The organism is Microbacterium sp. 13-71-7 (genome assembly GCF_002257455.1).
Taxonomy (GTDB): Bacteria; Actinomycetota; Actinomycetes; order Actinomycetales; family Microbacteriaceae; genus Microbacterium.
In genome coordinates, this window is sequence record NZ_NCKN01000062.1 from 1 (window position 1) to 18,254 (window position 18,254).

The 18,254-nt window shown below is 71.1% G+C and carries 18 protein-coding genes; 9 read left to right on the forward strand and 9 right to left on the reverse strand.

Annotated features, from left to right (window positions below):
• Window positions 1-126: 126 nt before the first annotated feature.
• From B7X32_RS08135 to B7X32_RS08150, 4 genes are all read right to left on the reverse strand, one after another.
• Window positions 127-1,254: a phosphate ABC transporter substrate-binding protein PstS gene (locus B7X32_RS08135; RefSeq protein ID WP_292718377.1), complete on the reverse strand. Its 1,128-nt coding sequence runs from the start codon at window positions 1,252-1,254 to the stop codon at window positions 127-129.
• A 122-nt stretch (window positions 1,255-1,376) separates the two neighbouring features.
• Window positions 1,377-2,384 (reverse strand): NUDIX domain-containing protein, encoded by a 1,008-nt coding sequence (locus B7X32_RS08140; protein ID WP_292718378.1) that lies wholly within the window; start codon window positions 2,382-2,384, stop codon window positions 1,377-1,379.
• On the reverse strand, window positions 2,381-4,546 hold the full coding sequence (locus tag B7X32_RS08145; RefSeq protein WP_292718381.1) for an RNA degradosome polyphosphate kinase: 2,166 nt from the start codon (window positions 4,544-4,546) through the stop codon (window positions 2,381-2,383). Before B7X32_RS08145 ends, B7X32_RS08140 begins: the two co-directional genes overlap by 4 nt.
• Window positions 4,547-4,647: 101 nt before the next feature.
• A complete protein-coding gene (locus tag B7X32_RS08150; protein ID WP_292718382.1) occupies window positions 4,648-5,340 on the reverse strand; it encodes a response regulator transcription factor in 693 nt (230 codons plus the stop codon).
• A 68-nt stretch (window positions 5,341-5,408) separates the two neighbouring features.
• Here B7X32_RS08150 and B7X32_RS08155 point away from each other — a divergent pair, with 68 nt between their 5' ends.
• From B7X32_RS08155 to B7X32_RS08175, 5 genes are all read left to right on the forward strand, one after another.
• Window positions 5,409-5,699: a hypothetical protein gene (locus tag B7X32_RS08155; protein ID WP_292718383.1), complete on the forward strand. Its 291-nt coding sequence runs from the start codon at window positions 5,409-5,411 to the stop codon at window positions 5,697-5,699.
• 222 nt (window positions 5,700-5,921) lie between these two features.
• Window positions 5,922-6,545 carry an FABP family protein gene (locus B7X32_RS08160; RefSeq protein ID WP_292718384.1) on the forward strand — a complete coding sequence of 208 codons (624 nt, stop codon included), beginning with the start codon at window positions 5,922-5,924 and terminating at the stop codon, window positions 6,543-6,545.
• A 2-nt stretch (window positions 6,546-6,547) separates the two neighbouring features.
• Complete coding sequence (locus B7X32_RS08165) at window positions 6,548-7,678, forward strand: folate-binding protein (protein ID WP_292718385.1); 1,131 nt, start codon at window positions 6,548-6,550, stop codon at window positions 7,676-7,678.
• A gap of 13 nt (window positions 7,679-7,691) precedes the next feature.
• Window positions 7,692-9,803, forward strand: coding sequence for an aminodeoxychorismate synthase component I (pabB, locus tag B7X32_RS08170; RefSeq protein WP_292718386.1), 2,112 nt, complete (start codon window positions 7,692-7,694; stop codon window positions 9,801-9,803).
• An 82-nt stretch (window positions 9,804-9,885) separates the two neighbouring features.
• Window positions 9,886-10,710, forward strand: a complete 825-nt coding sequence (locus B7X32_RS08175) for a DUF1206 domain-containing protein (RefSeq protein ID WP_292718387.1) — start codon at window positions 9,886-9,888, stop codon at window positions 10,708-10,710.
• A 60-nt stretch (window positions 10,711-10,770) separates the two neighbouring features.
• Here B7X32_RS08175 and B7X32_RS08180 read toward each other — a convergent pair whose 3' ends face one another.
• Together B7X32_RS08180 and B7X32_RS08185 are read right to left on the reverse strand one after the other, a co-directional pair.
• A complete protein-coding gene (locus B7X32_RS08180) occupies window positions 10,771-11,064 on the reverse strand; it encodes a hypothetical protein (protein ID WP_292718388.1) in 294 nt (97 codons plus the stop codon).
• Between the two features lie 118 nt (window positions 11,065-11,182).
• Window positions 11,183-12,004 carry a class I SAM-dependent methyltransferase gene (locus B7X32_RS08185; protein WP_292718389.1) on the reverse strand — a complete coding sequence of 274 codons (822 nt, stop codon included), beginning with the start codon at window positions 12,002-12,004 and terminating at the stop codon, window positions 11,183-11,185.
• Window positions 12,005-12,044: 40 nt separating this feature from the next.
• Here B7X32_RS08185 and B7X32_RS08190 point away from each other — a divergent pair, with 40 nt between their 5' ends.
• Window positions 12,045-12,548 carry a GNAT family N-acetyltransferase gene (locus B7X32_RS08190; protein WP_292718390.1) on the forward strand — a complete coding sequence of 168 codons (504 nt, stop codon included), beginning with the start codon at window positions 12,045-12,047 and terminating at the stop codon, window positions 12,546-12,548.
• Between the two features lie 10 nt (window positions 12,549-12,558).
• Here the strand turns inward: B7X32_RS08190 and B7X32_RS08195 are convergent, their stop codons facing one another.
• On the reverse strand, window positions 12,559-13,524 hold the full coding sequence (locus tag B7X32_RS08195; RefSeq protein WP_292718391.1) for an intradiol ring-cleavage dioxygenase: 966 nt from the start codon (window positions 13,522-13,524) through the stop codon (window positions 12,559-12,561).
• Between the two features lie 146 nt (window positions 13,525-13,670).
• Between B7X32_RS08195 and B7X32_RS08200 the strand changes: the two genes are divergently transcribed.
• Entirely contained in the window at window positions 13,671-14,414 is a 744-nt protein-coding gene (locus tag B7X32_RS08200) for a phosphoglyceromutase (protein WP_292718392.1), read from the forward strand.
• Between the two features lie 173 nt (window positions 14,415-14,587).
• On the opposite strand, the gene phoU is transcribed toward B7X32_RS08200, so the two are convergent.
• Window positions 14,588-15,298 carry a phosphate signaling complex protein PhoU gene (gene phoU, locus B7X32_RS08205; RefSeq protein WP_292718393.1) on the reverse strand — a complete coding sequence of 237 codons (711 nt, stop codon included), beginning with the start codon at window positions 15,296-15,298 and terminating at the stop codon, window positions 14,588-14,590.
• 228 nt (window positions 15,299-15,526) lie between these two features.
• Here phoU and B7X32_RS08210 point away from each other — a divergent pair, with 228 nt between their 5' ends.
• Window positions 15,527-16,789, forward strand: coding sequence for an ATP-binding protein (locus B7X32_RS08210; protein WP_292718394.1), 1,263 nt, complete (start codon window positions 15,527-15,529; stop codon window positions 16,787-16,789).
• Window positions 16,786-17,469 (forward strand): response regulator transcription factor, encoded by a 684-nt coding sequence (locus B7X32_RS08215; protein ID WP_292718395.1) that lies wholly within the window; start codon window positions 16,786-16,788, stop codon window positions 17,467-17,469. The genes B7X32_RS08210 and B7X32_RS08215 overlap by 4 nt, the downstream gene beginning before the upstream one ends.
• Window positions 17,470-17,556: 87 nt before the next feature.
• Here the strand turns inward: B7X32_RS08215 and B7X32_RS08220 are convergent, their stop codons facing one another.
• Window positions 17,557-18,102 (reverse strand): DNA modification methylase, encoded by a 546-nt coding sequence (locus tag B7X32_RS08220; RefSeq protein ID WP_292718396.1) that lies wholly within the window; start codon window positions 18,100-18,102, stop codon window positions 17,557-17,559.
• Window positions 18,103-18,254 lie beyond the last annotated feature (152 nt).

Genomic DNA, 18,254 nt, shown 5'->3' on the forward strand with positions numbered 1-18,254 from the left:
TTTGTGCTCCGGCCTGTGGCAGGAGGGATCGGGCCAGCACGAAAACTCGGCAGGGCCTCCGATCGGGTCGGCGGCCCTGCCCAGCCCGGGTCGGCTCCGAAGAGCCGACCCGGGCCGGCCTGATGCTTACTTGATGGTCGCGAGCGACTCCTGGGCCGCCTTCAGGACGGAGTCCGGGAGCGGCGCCGCACCGGCGTTCTTCACGGCGACCTGCTGGCCGAGCGTGCTGTCGATGAAGCCGATGTAGCTCTTCACGAGCGCGGCCTGGGCCGGGGTCTTGAAGGTGGTGCACGCGATCGCGTAGGAGACCAGCGGGATCGGGTAGGTCTCGGCGGTCAGCTTCGAGTAGTCGAACTTCTTCGACAGGTCGCCCTTGACGCCGTTGGAGGCGTCGACCGCGGCGACCTCGAAGGTCTTCGAGACGGCCTCGGCGCTGAACGGAACGGCCTTGCCGTCCTGCAGGATCGAGACGCTGGCGAGCTTGCCGATCGCGGAGTGGTCGGCGTAGCCGATCGTGCCCGTGCCGGCCTCGACGGCCTGGACGACGCCCGAGCCGCCCTTCTGCTTGGACACGTCGCCCTCGACCGGCCAGTCCTTGCCCGCGGGGAAGGTCCAGACGCTCTTCTGGGTGGCGGCGAGGTAGTTGGTGAAGTTCGCCGTGGTGCCCGAGCCGTCCGAGCGCGCCACCGTGGTGATCTTGCCGGCGGGCAGCGCCTTGCCGTTGTCCTTGGTGATGGCCGGGTCGGACCAGTCGGTGATCTGCAGCGCGAAGATCTTCGCGATCGTCTCGCCGCTGAGCTTGAGGTCGGTCACGCCGGGGATGTTGAACGCGATCGCGACGCCGTCGAGGTAGACGGGGATGTTGATGCCGCCCTCGGTGCACAGAGCCTTCGACTGCGTGGTCTGGTCGGCGTTCAGGGGCGAGTCGGAGCCCGCGAAGTCGTACGCGCCGCTGAGGAAGTTGGTGACGCCGCCGCCCGAGCCCTGGGACTTGTCGTAGTTGATGGTGACGCCCTTGACCTGCGCGTTGTACGCGGCGGTCCACGCGGCCTGCGCGTTCGCCTGAGCGCTCGAGCCGCCCGAGGTGATGGTGCCGGTCAGCGATGCGTCGACCTTCGAGGTGATCGCGCTCGAGGTCGGTGCCGCAGAGGGGGAGTCGCTGCTCGTGCTGCTGGGCGTCGAGGAGCAGCCCGCGAGCGCGATGGCGGCGAGCACGCCGGCTGCGCCGATCGTGGTGATGCGGTTGAGCTTCACTATGTAAGTCCTTCGCTGTGTCGAGTGTGCCCTGGTGCAGGGCCACGCCAGACGATATGCGCCGGTCGTTACGCGATCAAAGATCGAAGGTAAACGGGGGGTGAACGACCGTCTGCGCCCGTTCAGATCTTCGGCAGGTGCGTCTCGATCGAGATGATGCCGGATCCGGGGTTGGTGGCGCTCAGATGCACGACGCTGAACGCCCCGACCTCGAGCGCGGAGGCGCTGCCGAGATAGGAGCCGTGCATGGTGCCGGTCGCCAGCGCGATCTCGCGCATGATGTCGGGCAGCACCGGTCCGTGGCTGCACAGGACGGCGGGCCTGCCGGAGCGCACCCGCTTGCCGATCACGGTGCGCGGATCCGAGAGCCCCTCCTCCCAGGAGTCCTGGCTGAGCAGCTCCGTCTTGCGGACCTTGTGCCCGATCGCCTTGGACAGGGGCATCACGGTCTCCACGCAGCGACGGGCGTCGCTCGACACGATCCGCTCGATGCCGAACGCCCGCAGGGGTCCCACGATCGCCTTCGACTGGGCGTGGCCGCGCGGAGTCAGCGGGCGCGACGCATCGGATCCGAGCCACACGCCGCGGTTGGCGGCCTTCGCATGCCGCAGCACGACCAGCGGGAACGTGCGCAGGGCGCCGTCGTCGACGAGCTTCGCGAACGCGTCCAGGATCTCGACGTCGACGGGGTAGCTGAGCCGCGCGCGCGCCTTCTTCAGGCTCACCCATTCGAGGGCGGCGATCTCCCGGTTGGGCACGAACGCGGACGCGCGCACGGCCTCGTCGGTGGCCTCGGCGGCCCAGTAGTGCACGACCTTCTGCTTGCGGTTGGCCATCGTGTACCGCGAGACGCCGACCGGAGCGCCGAGCGAGACGCGGATCCCAGTCTCCTCGAAGATCTCCCGCACCGCGGTCTCCGCGAGCATCTCGCCCGGGTCGACCTTCCCCTTGGGGAGGGTCACGTCGCGGTACTTCGTGCGATGGATCAGCAGGATACGCAGCTTGTCCTCGAAGACGCGCCACACCAGACCGCCGGCCGCGTACACGGCGCGGTCCGGGCGATCGGCGACGACCGTGACACCCGTGGTGTCCGCGGTGGCGGTGGAGGGTCCGAGGGAGCTGGGGGTCATCGCACCGCCCTGGCCCTGCGACGCTGCTGGATCTGCGACATGGTCCTATCCTGCAGGTCGACGAGCGGAGCGCCAACCTCGGAGAACGCGCGCCGGGTCCACACGCCGTCCGCTCCCAGGTGCCAGGACGACGTGTCGGGGGAGAGGGCGAGGTCGAAGAACGCGAGCAGCTCGTCGATGTGCGCGGGATCGGTGACCCGCACGAGCGCCTCCACGCGACGGTCGAGGTTGCGGTGCATCATGTCGGCGCTGCCGATGAAGACCTGCGGATCGCCGTCGTTGTGGAACGCGAAGATGCGCGAGTGCTCGAGGTAGCGGCCGAGGATCGAGCGGACCGTGATGTTGTCGGTGATGCCGGGCAGATCCGTCCGCAGGCTGCAGATGCCGCGCACCCACACGTCCACGGGGACGCCGGCCGCGCTCGCCCGGTACAGGGCGTCGATGATCTGCTCGTCCACCATCGAGTTCACCTTGATGCGGATGTGCGCCGGCTTTCCGGCGAGGGCGTTCTCGCGCTCCTTCTCGATCTGGCGGAGCAGGCCCTTGCGCAGGTGCAACGGTGCGACCAGGAGGCGCTTGAACTTCTTCTCGATGGCGTAGCCGCTGAGCTCGTTGAACAGCCGGGTGAGGTCCTTGCCGACCTGCGGGTCGGCGGTGAAGAGACCGAAGTCCTCGTAGATGCGGCTGGTCTTCGGGTTGTAATTCCCGGTGCCGATGTGACTGTAGCTGCGCAGCACGCCGTCCTCCTCGCGGATGACGTTGACCAGCTTGCAGTGCGTCTTCAGCCCGACCAGGCCGTACACGACGTGCACGCCGGCCTTCTCGAGCTTGCGCGCCCAGACGATGTTGTTCGCCTCGTCGAAGCGGGCCTTCACCTCGACGAGCGCGAGCACCTGCTTGCCGGACTCGGCGGCGTCGATGAGCGCCTGCACGATCGGGCTGTCTCCCGAGGTGCGGTACAGCGTCTGCTTGATGGCGAGCACGTGCGGATCGCGCGCGGCCTGCTCGAGGAACGCCACGACGCTCGTCGTGAACGACTCGTAGGGGTGGTGCACGAGCACGTCGGCCTTGCGGATCGCCTTGAAGATGTCGATGCGCTCGTTCGCGCCGGGCTTGAACGCGAGCGCGGTGGTGGGCACGTGCGGGGTGTACCGCAGATCGGGGCGATCGATCCGGCCCAGCCCGAACAGGCCGCGCAGGTCGAGGGGCCCGGGGAGGCGGTAGACCTCCTGATCGGTGATGTCGAGCTCGCTGAGGAGCAGGTCGAGCGTCACGTCGTCCATGTCGTCGGTGATCTCGAGGCGGATCGGCGGGCCGAAGCGGCGGCGCAGCAGCTCGGCCTCGAGCGCCTGGATGAGGTTCTCCGACTCGTCCTCCTCGATCTCCACGTCCTCGTTGCGGGTGAGGCGGAACGCGTGGTGGTCGAGCACCTCCATCCCGGGGAACAGGTCGTCGAGATGGTTCGCGATGAGCTCCTCGAGCCGGATGAAGCGCAGCTCGCCGTCCGTCGAGGGCACCTCGACGAAGCGCGGCAGCATGGGCGGCACCTTGAGGCGCGCGAACTCCTGGCGTCCGGTGCGGGCGTTGCGGATCCGGATCGCAAGGTTCAGCGATAGCCCCGAGATGTACGGGAACGGGTGCGCAGGATCCACCGCGAGCGGCATCAGGACGGGGAAGACGTTGGCCTGGAAGTAGTCGGTGAGCTCGGCCTTGGCCTCGCCGTCCAGGTCGTCCCAGTCCACGATCGTGATGCCCTCGGCGGCGAGGGCGGGGCGGACCATCCCGGTCCATGCGGCCGCATGGCGTCGCTGGAGCATGTGCGCATCCGCGGAGATGTCGGCCAGCACGTCGGCGGGCGCGCGGCCGACGTTGGTGGGCACGGCGAGGCCGGTGACGATGCGGCGCTTGAGGCCGGCGACGCGCACCATGAAGAACTCGTCCAGGTTGCTCGCGAAGATCGCGAGGAAGTTCGCCCGCTCGAGCACGGGAAGCGTCTCGTCCTCGGCGAGCTCGAGCACGCGCTGGTTGAACGCCAGCCAGCTCAGCTCGCGGTCGAGGTACCGGTTCTCCGGGAGGAGGGAGTCGTCCGGCGCGATGAGCTCGTCGAAGTCGTCGTCCTCGGCATCGCCGAGTCCGGAGTCTGCCAGTGCGGGATCGATCATGCGCCCATCATTGCAGGATGATGTTGCCTGCAGGTGAACGCGTCGGGATCCGGATCCGCGGTCCGCTCGCGGGGGCGGATCCCACCGTCGCGGGAGCGCCGTCAGCGGGCGCTGGGAGCGACCGGGCGGACCTCGTCCTCGTCGACGTTGAAACGGTAGCCGACGTTGCGCACGGTGCCGATGATGTGCTCCTGATCGCCGAGCTTGGCCCGCAGCCGCCGCACGTGCACGTCGACCGTGCGGGTGCCGCCGAAGTAGTCGTAGCCCCAGACCTCGCTGAGCAGCTGTTCGCGCGTGAAGACCCGGGACGGGTGCGTGGCGAGGAAGTGCAGCAGCTGGAACTCCTTGTACGTGAGATCCAGCGGGGTGCCGCGCAGCTTGGCGGAGTACGACTGCTCGTCGATCGTCAGCCCTGATGTCTGCACCTTGACGGGCTCGTTGGACGGCGCGTCACGGGACAGGGCGAGCCGGATGCGGGCGTCGATCTCGGCGGGGCCGGCCCCGGTGAGCAGCACGTCGTCGATGCGCCATTCGCCGTTCACGGCGGTCATCCCGCCCTCGGTGACGACCAGCAGCAGCGGCCCGCGCAGGCCCGCGGTGCGGATCAGCGTGCACAGCGATTTGGCCGCCACGAGGTCGGTGCGCGCATCCACGATCACGGCATCCGCGTCGGGTGCGGTCACGAGCTCCGCCGGCTGCGCGGGGATCGTGCGGACCCGGTGGCCGAGCAGCTCGAGGGCGGGCAGAACCGGCGCCCCAGCGGGAGACGACGTCAGAACCAGCAGTTGCGCCACGCAGATCCTTTCCTGTTGACACCTTACTCAGGACCGCACGCACAGCGCGGATGGGTGACAATGGGCGCATGGCCGATCCCGTCCTCGCTCCGCGCAGTCCCTTCGTCGGGCTCGCCGTCACCTGGGCCGTCGCCGCGGTGGGGGCGATCCTGATCGGGATCGTCGCGCCCGACGCCCTGCTCATGACCTGGTACGCGATCGGGTTCGGGATCTGCGTGCTGCTGTCCTTCGCGGTGCAGCTCCTCCGCGGAGAGACCCGCGGCTTCATCCTGCGCGTCTCCGCGGGGAGCCTCGGCGCGCTGCTGGTGATGGGGATCGTCTCCGCGGGCTTCGGCATCGCGGCGCTGTTCGGCGCCTGAACCCGCATCCGTCACCGCGCGGCCGACCGGCGCGGCACGGGCTGCGGACGGCATAGAGTAGTGGCATGGACATCGTCGCGCTCGAACTCTTCTTCGTCGGCCTGCTGGTCCTCGCGGGGCTCGCGATCACCTTCTGCGCAGGGGCCGTCCTGGTCAACCTGTTCCGCGGCCAGCGCTGATCAGCGCCGGCCTCGCGACGACTGCTGAGAGAGAAGGCTGCGCGTGCTCGATCTGCCCTCCGACCTGCCCGCCGACATCGTGCCGCTGTCCTGGCTGCTCGGCGTCTGGGAGGGCACCGGCGTCATCGACTACGAGGTCCCAGGACCCGATGGCGACGACGACGCGCACTGCTATCGGGGCGAGTTCGCGCACCGCGTGAGCTTCAGCCACGACGGCGGGCCGTTCCTGAACTACGCGGCGACCGCGACCTTCACCCCGGAGGACGGCGAGCCGGTGGCGCTCGTGGCCGAGACGGGATTCTGGCGCCTGGCGCGTCCCGCCGACGCGCAGGACGCCGGGCCCGGCCTGCTCCCTCCGCGCGAGGCCCGCACCGCTGAGCGCACCGTCGATGACGTCGAAGCGCTGCGACGGCCCGAGGGCGGATTCGCGATCGAGGTGTCGATCGTGCACTCGGACGGCATGCTCGAGCTCTACCTCGGCCGCATCGACGGACCGCGCATCGACATCGCCACCGACGCCGTGGTGCGCGCCGAAGGCGCCAAGGAGTACGGCGCCGCCACACGGATGTACGGTCTCGTCGACGGCCACCTGCTCTGGGCCTGGGACATCGCCGCGCTCGGCGCGGGACTGGGCTCGCACGCGTCCGCGCGGCTGGCGAAGGTCTGACCATGGCCGGCTTCCCGCCCCTGGCCGGGGCGATCGCCGAGGGCGACGTCGCCGCGCACTTCGGGGATCCCATCCGCGAGCAGCGCGCGCTGGAGCGCGGCGAGGCGCTGGTACCGCTCGGCGACCGCACGGTGATCGAGCTGACCGGATCCGAACGACTCACCTGGCTCGACTCGATCACCAGCCAGTCCGTGGCGCGCCTGCAGGCCGGGCAGAGCACGGAGCTGCTCGTGCTGGATCCGCAGGGGCGGGTCGAGCACGTCGCCGCGGTCTTCGACGACGGCTCCTCGACGTGGCTCATCGCCGATACGGCCGATGCCGCGCCGCTCGCGACCTGGCTGCAGCGCATGGTGTTCCGCGCGGATGTGAAGGTCGCGGTGCGACCGGAACTGCTCCTCGTCGGATTCTTCGCCGGCGCGGACGCCGAGCAGCGCGCGGAGCGGGCCGCACTCGCCCCGCAGGGACAGGCCGTCGTCTGGACGGATCCGTGGCCGACCGTTCAGCCCGGCGGGCATCAGTACCACGTGGGTGAGCACCCCGGGTCGGACTATCACTGGCGCACCGCCGTGCTCGACGAGTCCGCCGCCGCCGCGCTCGCCGCCGATTCCGGGACGGTCTGGGCCGGCGCGCTCGCCGCGGAGGCCCTGCGGATCGCCGCCTGGCGCCCCCGCTGGGCCGCCGAGGTGGACGAGCGCTCCCTGCCGCACGAGACCGACTGGATCCGCAGCGCCGTGCACCTGAATAAGGGCTGCTACCGGGGGCAGGAGACCGTGGCGAAGGTGCACAACCTGGGGCATCCGCCCCGTCGCATCGCGGCCCTGCACCTGGACGGCAGTGAGAGCCTGCTGCCCGACGTGGGCGCCCCGGTGCTGGCGGTAGGGCCCGACGGTGCGGAGGACGAGGTCGGGCACATCACCTCGGCCGCGCGGCACCACGAGCTCGGCCCGATCGCGCTGGCGATCCTGTCCCGGCGCGCTCCGATCGGCGACCTCGTGGTGCGCACGCCGGACGGCGACATCGCGGCCGCGCAGGAGGTCATCGTCCCCGGCGATGCCGGAGCGACGGCGGAGATCCCCCGGCTGACACGGCTCTCCCGCCGTCCGTCCGCGCCGGATCCGCGCGACGCGCACTGACGCGGTGCCGCCGGTGGGCTCGGAGATCGAGAGCGCGGGGGCCGATGCCGCCCCGGGAGCGGAGCACGGGGAACCCCGGCCGCTGCGCATCCTGCTGATCGACAACTACGACTCGTTCACGTACAACCTCGTGCACCAGATCGCGGCGACCGCCGGCCAGGCCCCCGTCGTGGTCCACAACGACTGGGCGGAGTGGGATCCGTCCGTGCTCGACCGGTTCGACGCCGTCGTGCTCTCGCCGGGGCCGGGGGATCCCCGGGTGTCGGAGGACTTCGGGATCTGCGCCGACGCGATCCGGATCGCGGCCGAGCGGCGCATCCCGCTGCTCGGCGTGTGCCTCGGACACCAGGGGCTCGGACACGCCTTCGGCGCCGCGGTGCGGCGCGCCCCCGAACCGCGGCACGGCAGGCCCTCCCCGGTGGCGCACGACGGCACGGGCCCCTTCGAGGGGCTCCCGTCGCCCGTCGAGGTGGTGCGCTACCACTCGCTCATGATCGACGACGTCCCGGACGAGCTGGTCGTCACGGCCCGCGCGGACGACGGCGTCATCATGGGGATCCGGCACCGCGAGCTGCCGTTGTGGGGTGTGCAGTTCCATCCCGAGTCGATCGGCACGCTCGACGGCACGCACATGATGGCGAACTTCGCGGCGTTCGTGCGGGCGACGGCGGCGCCGCTGACGAAGCCTGCTCCTGTGGTTGCGTCCTCGGCGCCCGTGTCTCGCGCTCCGGTCGCGCGACGCGCCCTGCGGCGACGCACGCTGCCGCTGCGGGTCACGACCGAGACGCTGTTCACCGATCTGTTCGGCGATGCGACGCAGGCCGTGTGGCTGGACGGGAACCGTCCAGGGGATCCCCGCGCGCGGTACTCGATCCTCGGCGGCGGGGATCTGCCGACCGCGATCGCGGACGTGCAGGCGGGCACGGTGACGGTCCGCGACGGTGCGCAGGAGCGTGTGCTGCGCACGGGCTTCTTCGACTGGCTCGATGCCGAGCTCGCGGTCACCGCGACCGAGGTGAGTGACCTCCCGTTCGCCCTGGGCTGGGTCGGAGCGCTCGGCTACGAGCTGCGCGCGGAGTGCGGCTCCCCGCATCGGCGGCGCGCGGCCACGCCGGATGCGGCGCTGGTCCGCCTCGACCGTGCGCTCGTCGTCGACCACGAGGAGGAGCGGATCCATCTGCTCGCCCTCGACGACGAGGACTGGATCACCAGGACGACGGCCGAGATCGCCGCCCTCGAGGAGGCCCCGCCCGACGGGACCGCACCGGATCCGCTCGTCGCGCCCCCGGTCGCGCTTTCGGCCCGGCACTCGCGCGCCGAGTATCTGCGGCTCATCGCCGAGGCGCAGGAGGAGATCGCGGCGGGGGAGACGTACGAGGCGTGCCTGACCAACCTGCTGCACGCCGCGGCCCCCGGTGCGGGGGATCCGCTGGCCGCCTACCTCGCCCTGCGCGCGCAGAACCCGGCGCCGTTCGGCGCGTTCCTGCGCATCGGCGGGGTGAGCGTGCTGAGCACGTCGCCCGAGCGGTTCCTGCGGATCACGGCGGACGGCGCCGTCGAGTCCCGTCCGATCAAGGGCACCCGTCCGCGCGGCGGCACCCCGGAGGAGGAAGAGCGGATCCGCGCGGAGCTCGCCGCGTCGGAGAAGGACCGCGCGGAGAACCTGATGATCGTGGACCTCGTCCGCCATGATCTCGGGCGCACCGCGGACCTCGGATCCGTGCAGGTGGACGGCCTGTTCCGCGTGGAGAGTTACGCCACGGTCCATCAGCTGGTCAGCACCGTCCGCTCCCGGCTCGCCGACAGCCCCGTGGCGTGCGTGCGGGCGGCCTTCCCTCCCGGATCCATGACCGGCGCGCCGAAGCTGCGCACGATGGCGATCCTGGATCGGCTCGAGGACGGCCCTCGTGGGCTGTACAGCGGCGCGCTGGGCTACTTCTCCTTCGACGGGTCCGTGGACCTCAGCGTCGTGATCCGCACCCTGGTCGCGCACGACGGCGGCTTCGACTACGGCGTCGGCGGGGCGATCGTCTCGCTCTCGGACCCCGACGAGGAGTATGCGGAGACCGTGGTCAAGGCGCGCCCGCTGCTGCGTCTGACCGGCGCGGCGTTCCCCGAGGGCTGAGCCCCGAAACAGGGCGATGCACAGCGGCCGCCCCGGACGCAACCCGCTGTCTCGACCGGATCGCGTCGTCTACCCTGCCGGGATGGACACGGGTGAGGACGCCTCCGAACGGGCGAAGGACGCGGCACGGTCGACCCGGGACTCGCCGGCGCTCCGGCGCACGGCCCGCATCGGATTCGCCGTGCTCGGCGTCCTGCACATCCTGATCGGGGCGATCGCCGTCTCCGTCGCGGTCGGCGGCGACGCGCGCACCGCCGACCAGGGCGGGGCGATGCAGCAGCTCCGGCAGAACGCGATCGGTGGGCTCGTGCTCCTCATCGTCGCCCTCGCCCTCGCCGCGCTCGCCGTTTGGCGGATCGCGGACGCCTTCCTCACCTCCGGCCCCGGGGGCACGACGAGGTGGGGTCGACGGATCAAGAATCTGGGCGTCGCCGCGGCCTACCTCGTCCTCGCTGGGACGGCGATCGTGTACGCGGTCGGCGGGCGCACGGACGCCTCGCAGAGCTCGCAAACCCTGAGCAGCCGGATCCTCTCGGCTCCGGGCGGCGGAATACTGCTGACCGTGATCGGCCTGGCCGTCGCCGCGATCGGCGGAGGCTTCATCGTCGGTGCGATCACGCGCTCGTTCACGAAGGAGCTCCGCGTGCCGCGCGGAACCCGGAAGGCGGCGATCGAGGTCTTCGGCGTGGTCGGCTATCTCGGGAAGGGCGTCGCCGTGGTGGTGACGGGCCTGCTGTTCGTGATCGCCTCGATCACGAGAGACCCGCACAAGGCGGCCGGACTCGATGCCGCGCTGCGCGACATCACGGCACTGCCGTTCGGGCCCGTGCTGCTCTGCGCGGTGGCGGCGGGGCTCGTCGCATACGGGGTGTTCTGCATCGCCCGCGCCTGGTACGAGCGGATGTGAGCCCGCCGCACCGGACGGTTCGGCGTTTCGCGGAACGCGGTCGTCCTGTCCGGCCGGCGTCTATCGCTCGACGATGAGGCGCGGGCGGGGGCCTTCGATGCGGGCGATCGCGACCTTGACGTCGGTGAACTCATGCTCGACGGTCGTCCGGAAATCGGACAGGTTCCGCTCGACCGCGTCGATCTTCGCGTCGAGTCTCTGCTCGACCGAGTCGATCCTGCTGGCCAGCTTCGACTCGACCGCGTCGATCCGGCGGATCACCCAGGCGAAGCCCGCGAACATCGCGACACCGAGGGTCAGCAGGCCGCCGAGGCCGCTGCCGATCAGCGCGAGAGTGTCCGTGGACATGTACATGCCTCCATTGTGGGCGTCCATCGTGATGAGGGCCAGCATAGACGGGCACTTGTACCCCTGGCGGGCGTCGTGCGGAATCTGTGCGGAACCCGCTCCCGTGCCTCGATGTGCAGACCGCTCAGGCCGGTGCGACCGCGCTCCACGGCACCGTCAGCTCGCCGAGGCGCCAGCGGGCGCGCGTTCCGAGCACGGGATGCCCGGCGTCGCGGAGGGCGGCGACCGCGGCGAGGAACCGCTGGGTCGCGCCGAACGTGGACAGCGGCGCGGCGCGCTCCCACTCGCGGTCCAGATCCGCGAGCAGGGCGTGGATCCGCTCGCCCGGCACGTTGTGGTGGATGAGGGCCTTGGGCAGGCGCTCGGCGACGATCGACGGCCGTTCCAGATCCGCGAGCCGCAGCGACAGCGTGAAACGCTGAGCGACGCCGTCGGGTTCGACGTCGATGAAGCTCGCGATGCGGCCGATCTCGTCGCACGTGCCCTCCACGAGCATCCCGCCCGGCGCGAGGCGCGACGCCATCCGCGCCCACGCGTCCGGCACGTCCGCCTCGTCGTACTGGCGCAGCACGTTCATGGCGCGGATCACCGCGGGCCGCCGGCCGTCGGGCAGCGGCACCTCGAACCCGCCGCGCGCGAAGGACACCGGCAGGTCGGCCGCGAAGTGCCCCGCGCCGCTGCGGAGCTCGGCGAGCTGCGCCCGCGCGGTCGCGACGCGTGCCGGATCCAGTTCGAGCCCGAGCACCTCCGCCTCCGCACGCACCCGGACGAGCCGGGTGGCGAGCTCGAAGGCGGTCACCCCGCTCGCCCCGAAGCCGAGGTCGATCACGAGCGGATCCGCCGCGCGGCGGAACGCGGGCGACGCGGCGATCCAGCGGTCGTTGCGGCGCAGCCGGTTGGTGCCGGTCGTGCCGCGGGTGGGCCGGCCGAGCGGAGAGGACGCCATGCAACCATCCTGCCCGGTCCGTCGCCCTAGGCTGATCCCCATGCAGACGATCGAGGTCGGAATCCCCGGGACAGCGGATGCAGACGGGATCGTCCGCACCTATCTGGCCGAGGTCGTCTCGCGCTATCACGGCAGACCCGCGACGGACGGCGAGCGCGACAGGGCGCTCGCGGACGAGCCGTACGAGGACCTCCAGGGCGATACCGGGATCCTGCTCCTGGCGCGGGACGGCGGCGACGTGGTCGCGTGCGCCGGGGCGCGCTTCGTCGGTGACGATGCCGAACTCACCAAAGTCTTCACGATGCCGGCGGCGCGGGGGCAGGGGATCTCGCGTCGGCTGATCCTGGCGCTCGAGGAGGCTGCTCGCGATCACGGCGCGCGCACGCTCCGGCTGAACACCCGCTCCGACCTCGTGGAGGCCTGCGCGATGTACGAGCGCCTGGGCTTCCGGTCGGTCGAGGCGTTCAATGCCGAGCCGTACGCCGACCGCTGGTACCGGAAGGACCTGGATCCCGCGGCGAAGAGCACGCCGACCGGGCTCTAGCCCGCGCCGGTCAGCGCGGTCCGCCGCCCATCGATCCGCCGGTCGGCGCGGTCCGGGTGTCCACGCGCACGGTCAGCGTCGCCGTGAAGCCGCTCGCGGCGTCCCCGGTCAGCGCGGCGATCTGCAGCGCCCCGCCGTCGTCGCCGAACACGTTGTCGGAGGAGAGCGAGGTCTGCGCGAGGTTCTGGGCCGATCCGTCGTAGCCCGCGGTCGCGTACACGGCCTCGCACGCGGACTGCGGCAGCGCGAGCTGGGAGGTCGCGATCGCGTTCGCCGCGTCCGTGACGGCCGCGGCGCTCGGATACACCTCGAAGTGGATGTGCGGCCACCGACCGGAGTAGCAGCCGGGGAAGACCGAGGTGAACGACACGCGTCCGTCCGCGTCGGCGACCTGCACCCCGCGCAGGTAGGTCTCGCCCTGGATGCCCGAGGAGTACATCGAGTATCCGCCCGCGGCGTCGCAGTGCCAGGCGTAGACGGCCACGCCCGCGAACGGCGCATCCCCGTTCGCCATGTCGAGGAGGTTCAGGGAGAACGTCAGCGGCACCCCGGCCGCCGTGGTTCCGCCGCCGATCGACGAGCGGATGTCCTGCCGCACGATGCCGGAGTCCGTCAGCGCATCCGGGCCGTTCGAGCCGTCGCCGGGGTAGGGGCCCGCCGTCTCGTCGGGGATCTCCGCGGCCGGAACCGCCGAGGCAGGGGCCGACGACGCGGAGGCGGCGGGAGTGCTGGTGACCGTGGGGACCGCGCTCGAGGTCGCCGTCGACGCGGCGCCCGACGCGATCGGCGTGCACGCGGCCAGCACCGCTCCGCCCGCCCCGAGGCCGACGAGGCTCAGCACCGTGCGACGCGTCATCAGGGTGCGGATGTCGAACGGGGCGCCCTGATCCACGACCTCCTCCTCGGGGCGGTCGAGCAGGCGACCCTCGTACGCGGGGCCGTCCGGGGTGCGGGTCGGGTCGGGGAAGGTGCTCATGTCCGGATCCTCTCGTGGCTGTCAGGAGGATCCTCTCGGGGCGAGCGGACGCGGGCCTGTGCGCCTGCTATGCGTCGCATAAGCGATGTCCGTCATGCGAGGACCCCGGCTTCGGAGCGGTGCGGCGCACGCCGTAGGCTGGGAGCATGACGCGCACCCTCATCCTGCTCCGTCATGGGCAGAGCGAATGGAACGAACTGAACCTGTTCACCGGCTGGGTGGACGTCCGCCTGACCGAGCAGGGCGAGAACGAGGCCCGCCGCGGCGGCGAGCTGCTGGCGGAGTCGGGGATCCTGCCCGACGTGCTGCACACCTCGCTGCTCAGCCGCGCGATCCAGACCGCGAACATCGCGCTCGACGCCGCCGACCGGCTGTGGATCCCCGTGACCCGCTCATGGCGGCTCAACGAGCGTCACTACGGCGCTCTGCAGGGCAAGGACAAGGCCCAGACGCTCGAGGAGTTCGGTCCCGAGCAGTTCCAGCTGTGGCGCCGCTCCTTCGACGTGCCGCCGCCCCCGCTCGACGACGCGAGCGAGTACAGCCAGGTCAACGACCCGCGCTACGCGGGCATCGACGGCGAGGTCCCGCGCACCGAGTCGCTCAAGCTCGTCATCGACCGGCTGCTGCCGTACTGGTCCTCGGCGATCGTGCCCGACCTCGAGGCCGGCAAGACCGTGCTCGTGACGGCGCACGGCAACTCGCTGCGCGGACTCGTGAAGCACCTCGAGGGCATCAGCGACGACGACATCGCCGAGCTGAACATCCCCACCGGGATCCCGCTGGTCTACGAGCTCGACGAGAACAACGTCCCCACCGGTCCCGGCCGCTACCTCGACCCCGAGGCGGCCGCCGCCGGCGCCGCCGCCGTGGCGAACCAGGGCAAGAAGTAACCCCGCAGACGTCGATCCCGCCTCGACCGGTTCTCTGAGCCGGGCGGGGCGGGATCCGTCGTTCCGGGACGTTTCCTGCCCGGGATCCCCGGTCGCGCCCCTGACGGTCTGGGCCCCGAAACGAGAAGATCCGCCCCGAACCGGATGGCGGGGCGGATCTTCGACGCGAGGGGTCAGGCGTGGCCGGATCCGGACTCCGCCTCGTGCTGGGCTTCGACCGCGAGGGCGATGTCCTCTTCGTCGATGGCCCAGTCGCCGGTGGCGAGGTAGACGACCTTCTTCGCGACGGCGACCGCGTGGTCGGCGAAGCGCTCGTGGTACCGGCTGGCCAGGGTGGCGTCGACCGTCGCGCCCGCCTCGCCCTTCCAGTTGTCGCTGAGCACCTTCTCGAAGACGCTCGCGTGCAGCTCGTCCACGTCGTCGTCGGCGTTGCGGATGGTGTCCGCGAAGCGCAGGTCCTGCGTGCGGAGCAGCTCGGCGAGGGTGCGCGCGATCTCCACGTCGAGCTCGCCCATGCGGGTGAAGGTGCCCTTCAGGCCCTTCGGGATGGCGCGCTCGGGGAAGCGCAGCCGCGCGAGCTGGGCGATGTGCTCCGACATGTCGCCCATGCGCTCGAGCGACGCGCTCACGCGCAGCGCGGTGACGACGATGCGCAGGTCGCGGGCGACCGGCTGCTGGCGGGCGAGGATCTCGATGGCCTGCTCGTCGAGCGCCACCGCGAGTTCGTCGATGCGGGCGTCGTCGGCGATGACCTCTTCGGCCAGGGCGACATCGCTGGTCGCGAACGAGCGGGTGGCCTTCTCGATCGACACGGCCACGAGGTCGGCGATCTCGACGAGCTGCGACTGCAGGTGCTCGAGGGACTGGTGGAAGACTTCGCGCATGGCTGCGCACCTTTCGTTCTGTGACCCGGGGCACCGGATGGTCTGAGTCGCACGGTGGCCCGCGGAGCGGGCACGGGACAGTGCCCGTCACGGTCGTGACACGCACGTGGCGATTCTCTTCGGCGAAGGTTAACGATTGGTGCCGTCCTCGTGAACACTAGCGCGCCAGGGGGTGCGAGAGGCGGGAACCCGCGGATCCGGGGGGTGAACGACCTCTACGCTGGACCCATGGACAGCACTCTGCTCGCCCTCCTCGCCCTCGGGCTGGGTGTCGCGATCGGCGCAGGCATCGCCGCGATGATCGTGGCCGCGATGCGGGCGCGGACCGCCGCCGAGCAGCAGGCGTCCACCGAGCTTCCGGACGGCCTCACCGACGTCCTGGCCGCGATGGACGACGCCGCGTGCGCGGTGGATCCGTCGGGACTCGTCACGGCCGCGAGCACGGCCGCCGCGCGCTTCGGCATCGGCGTCGGCGCCGTCCTGGAGAACCCCGAGCTGAGCCAGCTCGTGCGCTCCGTGCGCGAGGGTGGCTCGCAGACGAGCACGCTGCGCCTGACGCGCGGCGGGCGCAACCTCGATCCGCGCCTGGTCGCGGCGCGGGCGAGCCGCATCGGGCCCCGACTGAGCCTGCTCATCATCCGCGACGTCACCGAGCAGGAGCGCCTCGAGCAGATGCGCACCGACTTCGTCGCCAACACGAGTCATGAGCTGAAGACCCCGGTGGGCGCCGTGAGCCTCCTGGCGGAGGCGATCGAGTCGGCCGCGGAGGATCCCGCCCAGGTGCGCGCGTTCGCCACCAGGATCCAGGCCGAGGCGGCGCGGCTCGGCCAGCTCACCGGTCGCATCATGAGCCTCTCCCGCCTGCAGTCCGCCGATGGGCTCGGCGCCTTCGGCCCCGTCGCGATCGACGAGGTGATCGCCACGAGCGTCGAGGGGCACGCGGTGCAGGCGGCGTCCGCGGGCGTCGAGCTCACCCGCGGCGGCGACCGCGGCGCCTGGGTCCAGGGCGACGCGCAGATCCTGATCGAGGCGGTCGGCAACCTCATCGCGAACGCGATCGTCTACTCGCCGCGCGGATCCCGCGTGGGCGTCGGCGTGCGGGTCGACGACGGCGTGGTCGAGATCTCGGTCTCGGACCAGGGGATCGGGATCGACGAGGCCGACCGCGACCGCATCTTCGAGCGCTTCTACCGCGCCGACGAGGCCCGGTCGCGCCGCACCGGAGGCACCGGCCTCGGGTTGTCGATCGTGAAGCACGCCACCCAGCGGCACGGCGGCGAGGTGCGGCTGTGGTCGCGCCCCGGTCGCGGATCCACCTTCACCATGCGCCTGCCGCAGATCGCGGCGCCCGATGTCGAGGACGACGGGGGCAAGCGCAAGAAGCCCAAGAAGGACAAGAAGAAGCGCCAGGCGCGCAAGGCCGCGCGCCTCGCCGCGTCGCCCGCGACGACCACGGACCCGATCCGCACCGATACCGGAGAACTCGTATGACCCGCATCCTCCTCGTCGAAGACGAACCCGACCTCGCCGACCCGCTCGCGTACCTGCTGCGCCGGGAGGGCTACGAGGTCGAGATCGCCGAGGACGGCCCCACCGCTCTCGCGCTGTTCCGCGAGAGCGGGGCCGACATCGTCCTGCTCGACCTGATGCTGCCGGGCATGCCTGGCACCGAGGTGTGCCGGCAGATCCGCACCGGCTCCGCCGTGCCGATCATCATGCTCACCGCCAAGGACTCCGAGGTGGACATCGTCGTGGGGCTCGAGCTCGGCGCCGACGACTACATCACCAAGCCCTACTCGTCGCGCGAGCTGCTCGCCCGCATGCGCGCCGTGCTGCGCCGGGTCGTGCAGGCCGAGGAGGACGTCGACGAGCGGATCCTCGAGGGCGGTCGCGTCACGGTCGACCTCGACCGGCACACCGTCGCGGTCGACGGCGCGGTGATCAACATGCCCCTCAAGGAGTTCGAGCTGCTCGAGGTGCTGATGCGCAACTCCGGTCGGGTGCTCACCCGCGGCCAGCTGATCGACCGGGTCTGGGGGAGCGACTACTTCGGCGACACCAAGACCCTCGACGTGCACATCAAGCGGATCCGCTCGCGCATCGAGCAGAATCCGTCCGAGCCGGTGATGCTCGTCACCGTGCGCGGACTCGGCTACCGCTTCGAGGGCTGAACCCGCCGCCTGCGGGCGAACCCTCCGCATACGCGAGAGCCCCCGGATCCTCACGGATCCGGGGGCTCTCTGCGGAGGACGAAGGGCTCAGCCGACCGGGGTCTCGCTGGGCGTCGGGGTGACCTCGACGGCCGGCGCGACGGGCTTCGTGGTCGGGCTCGGCTGCGGGGTCGGGACCAGCGTCGAGTAGTAGGGGAGGGTGCCGTCCAGCACCGGGATCGCGTACTTGATGCCCTCGGCGTCACCGGACTGGAAGTAGACCTCGATGGTCTCCCCGGCCTTGGTGTCGAGGTTCTCGAAGGTCATCGGCTGCGCGTCGTCGCCGCCGAGGCTGACGGACTTCTGCGCCGGGATGCGCACGCTCTGCCCGGGGCCGTCCCCGATCGAGATGTGGATCGTCTGGGCGTCGGAGGTGGTGTTCACCAGACCGGCGACGAGGTTGCCGAGCGTGCCGGCCTCGTCCACGACGACGAAGGCGTTGCGCACCTCGATCGGACCGCTCTTCGGCACGTTCGCGCCGTCGGAGGCCGAGTAGTCGATGGTCGTCGCCTGCGGAGTGATCCCGGCGCACCCGGTGGCGCCGACGATGACGAGGGCGCTGAGGGCGATGGACGCAGCAAGGCGCGATTTCACGGGTCCTCCAGAAAATTCACGTGATGATCCGTCACCATTCTAGGGGCACGCGCCTGCGCCGCACGGCCCGCCCCGCTCGCGCGCGGGACGGTCTGACGGTGCAGGGGGCGCGAACCTTAGCGCATTCCCGCTGTGGTATCCTGGAGGTTGCC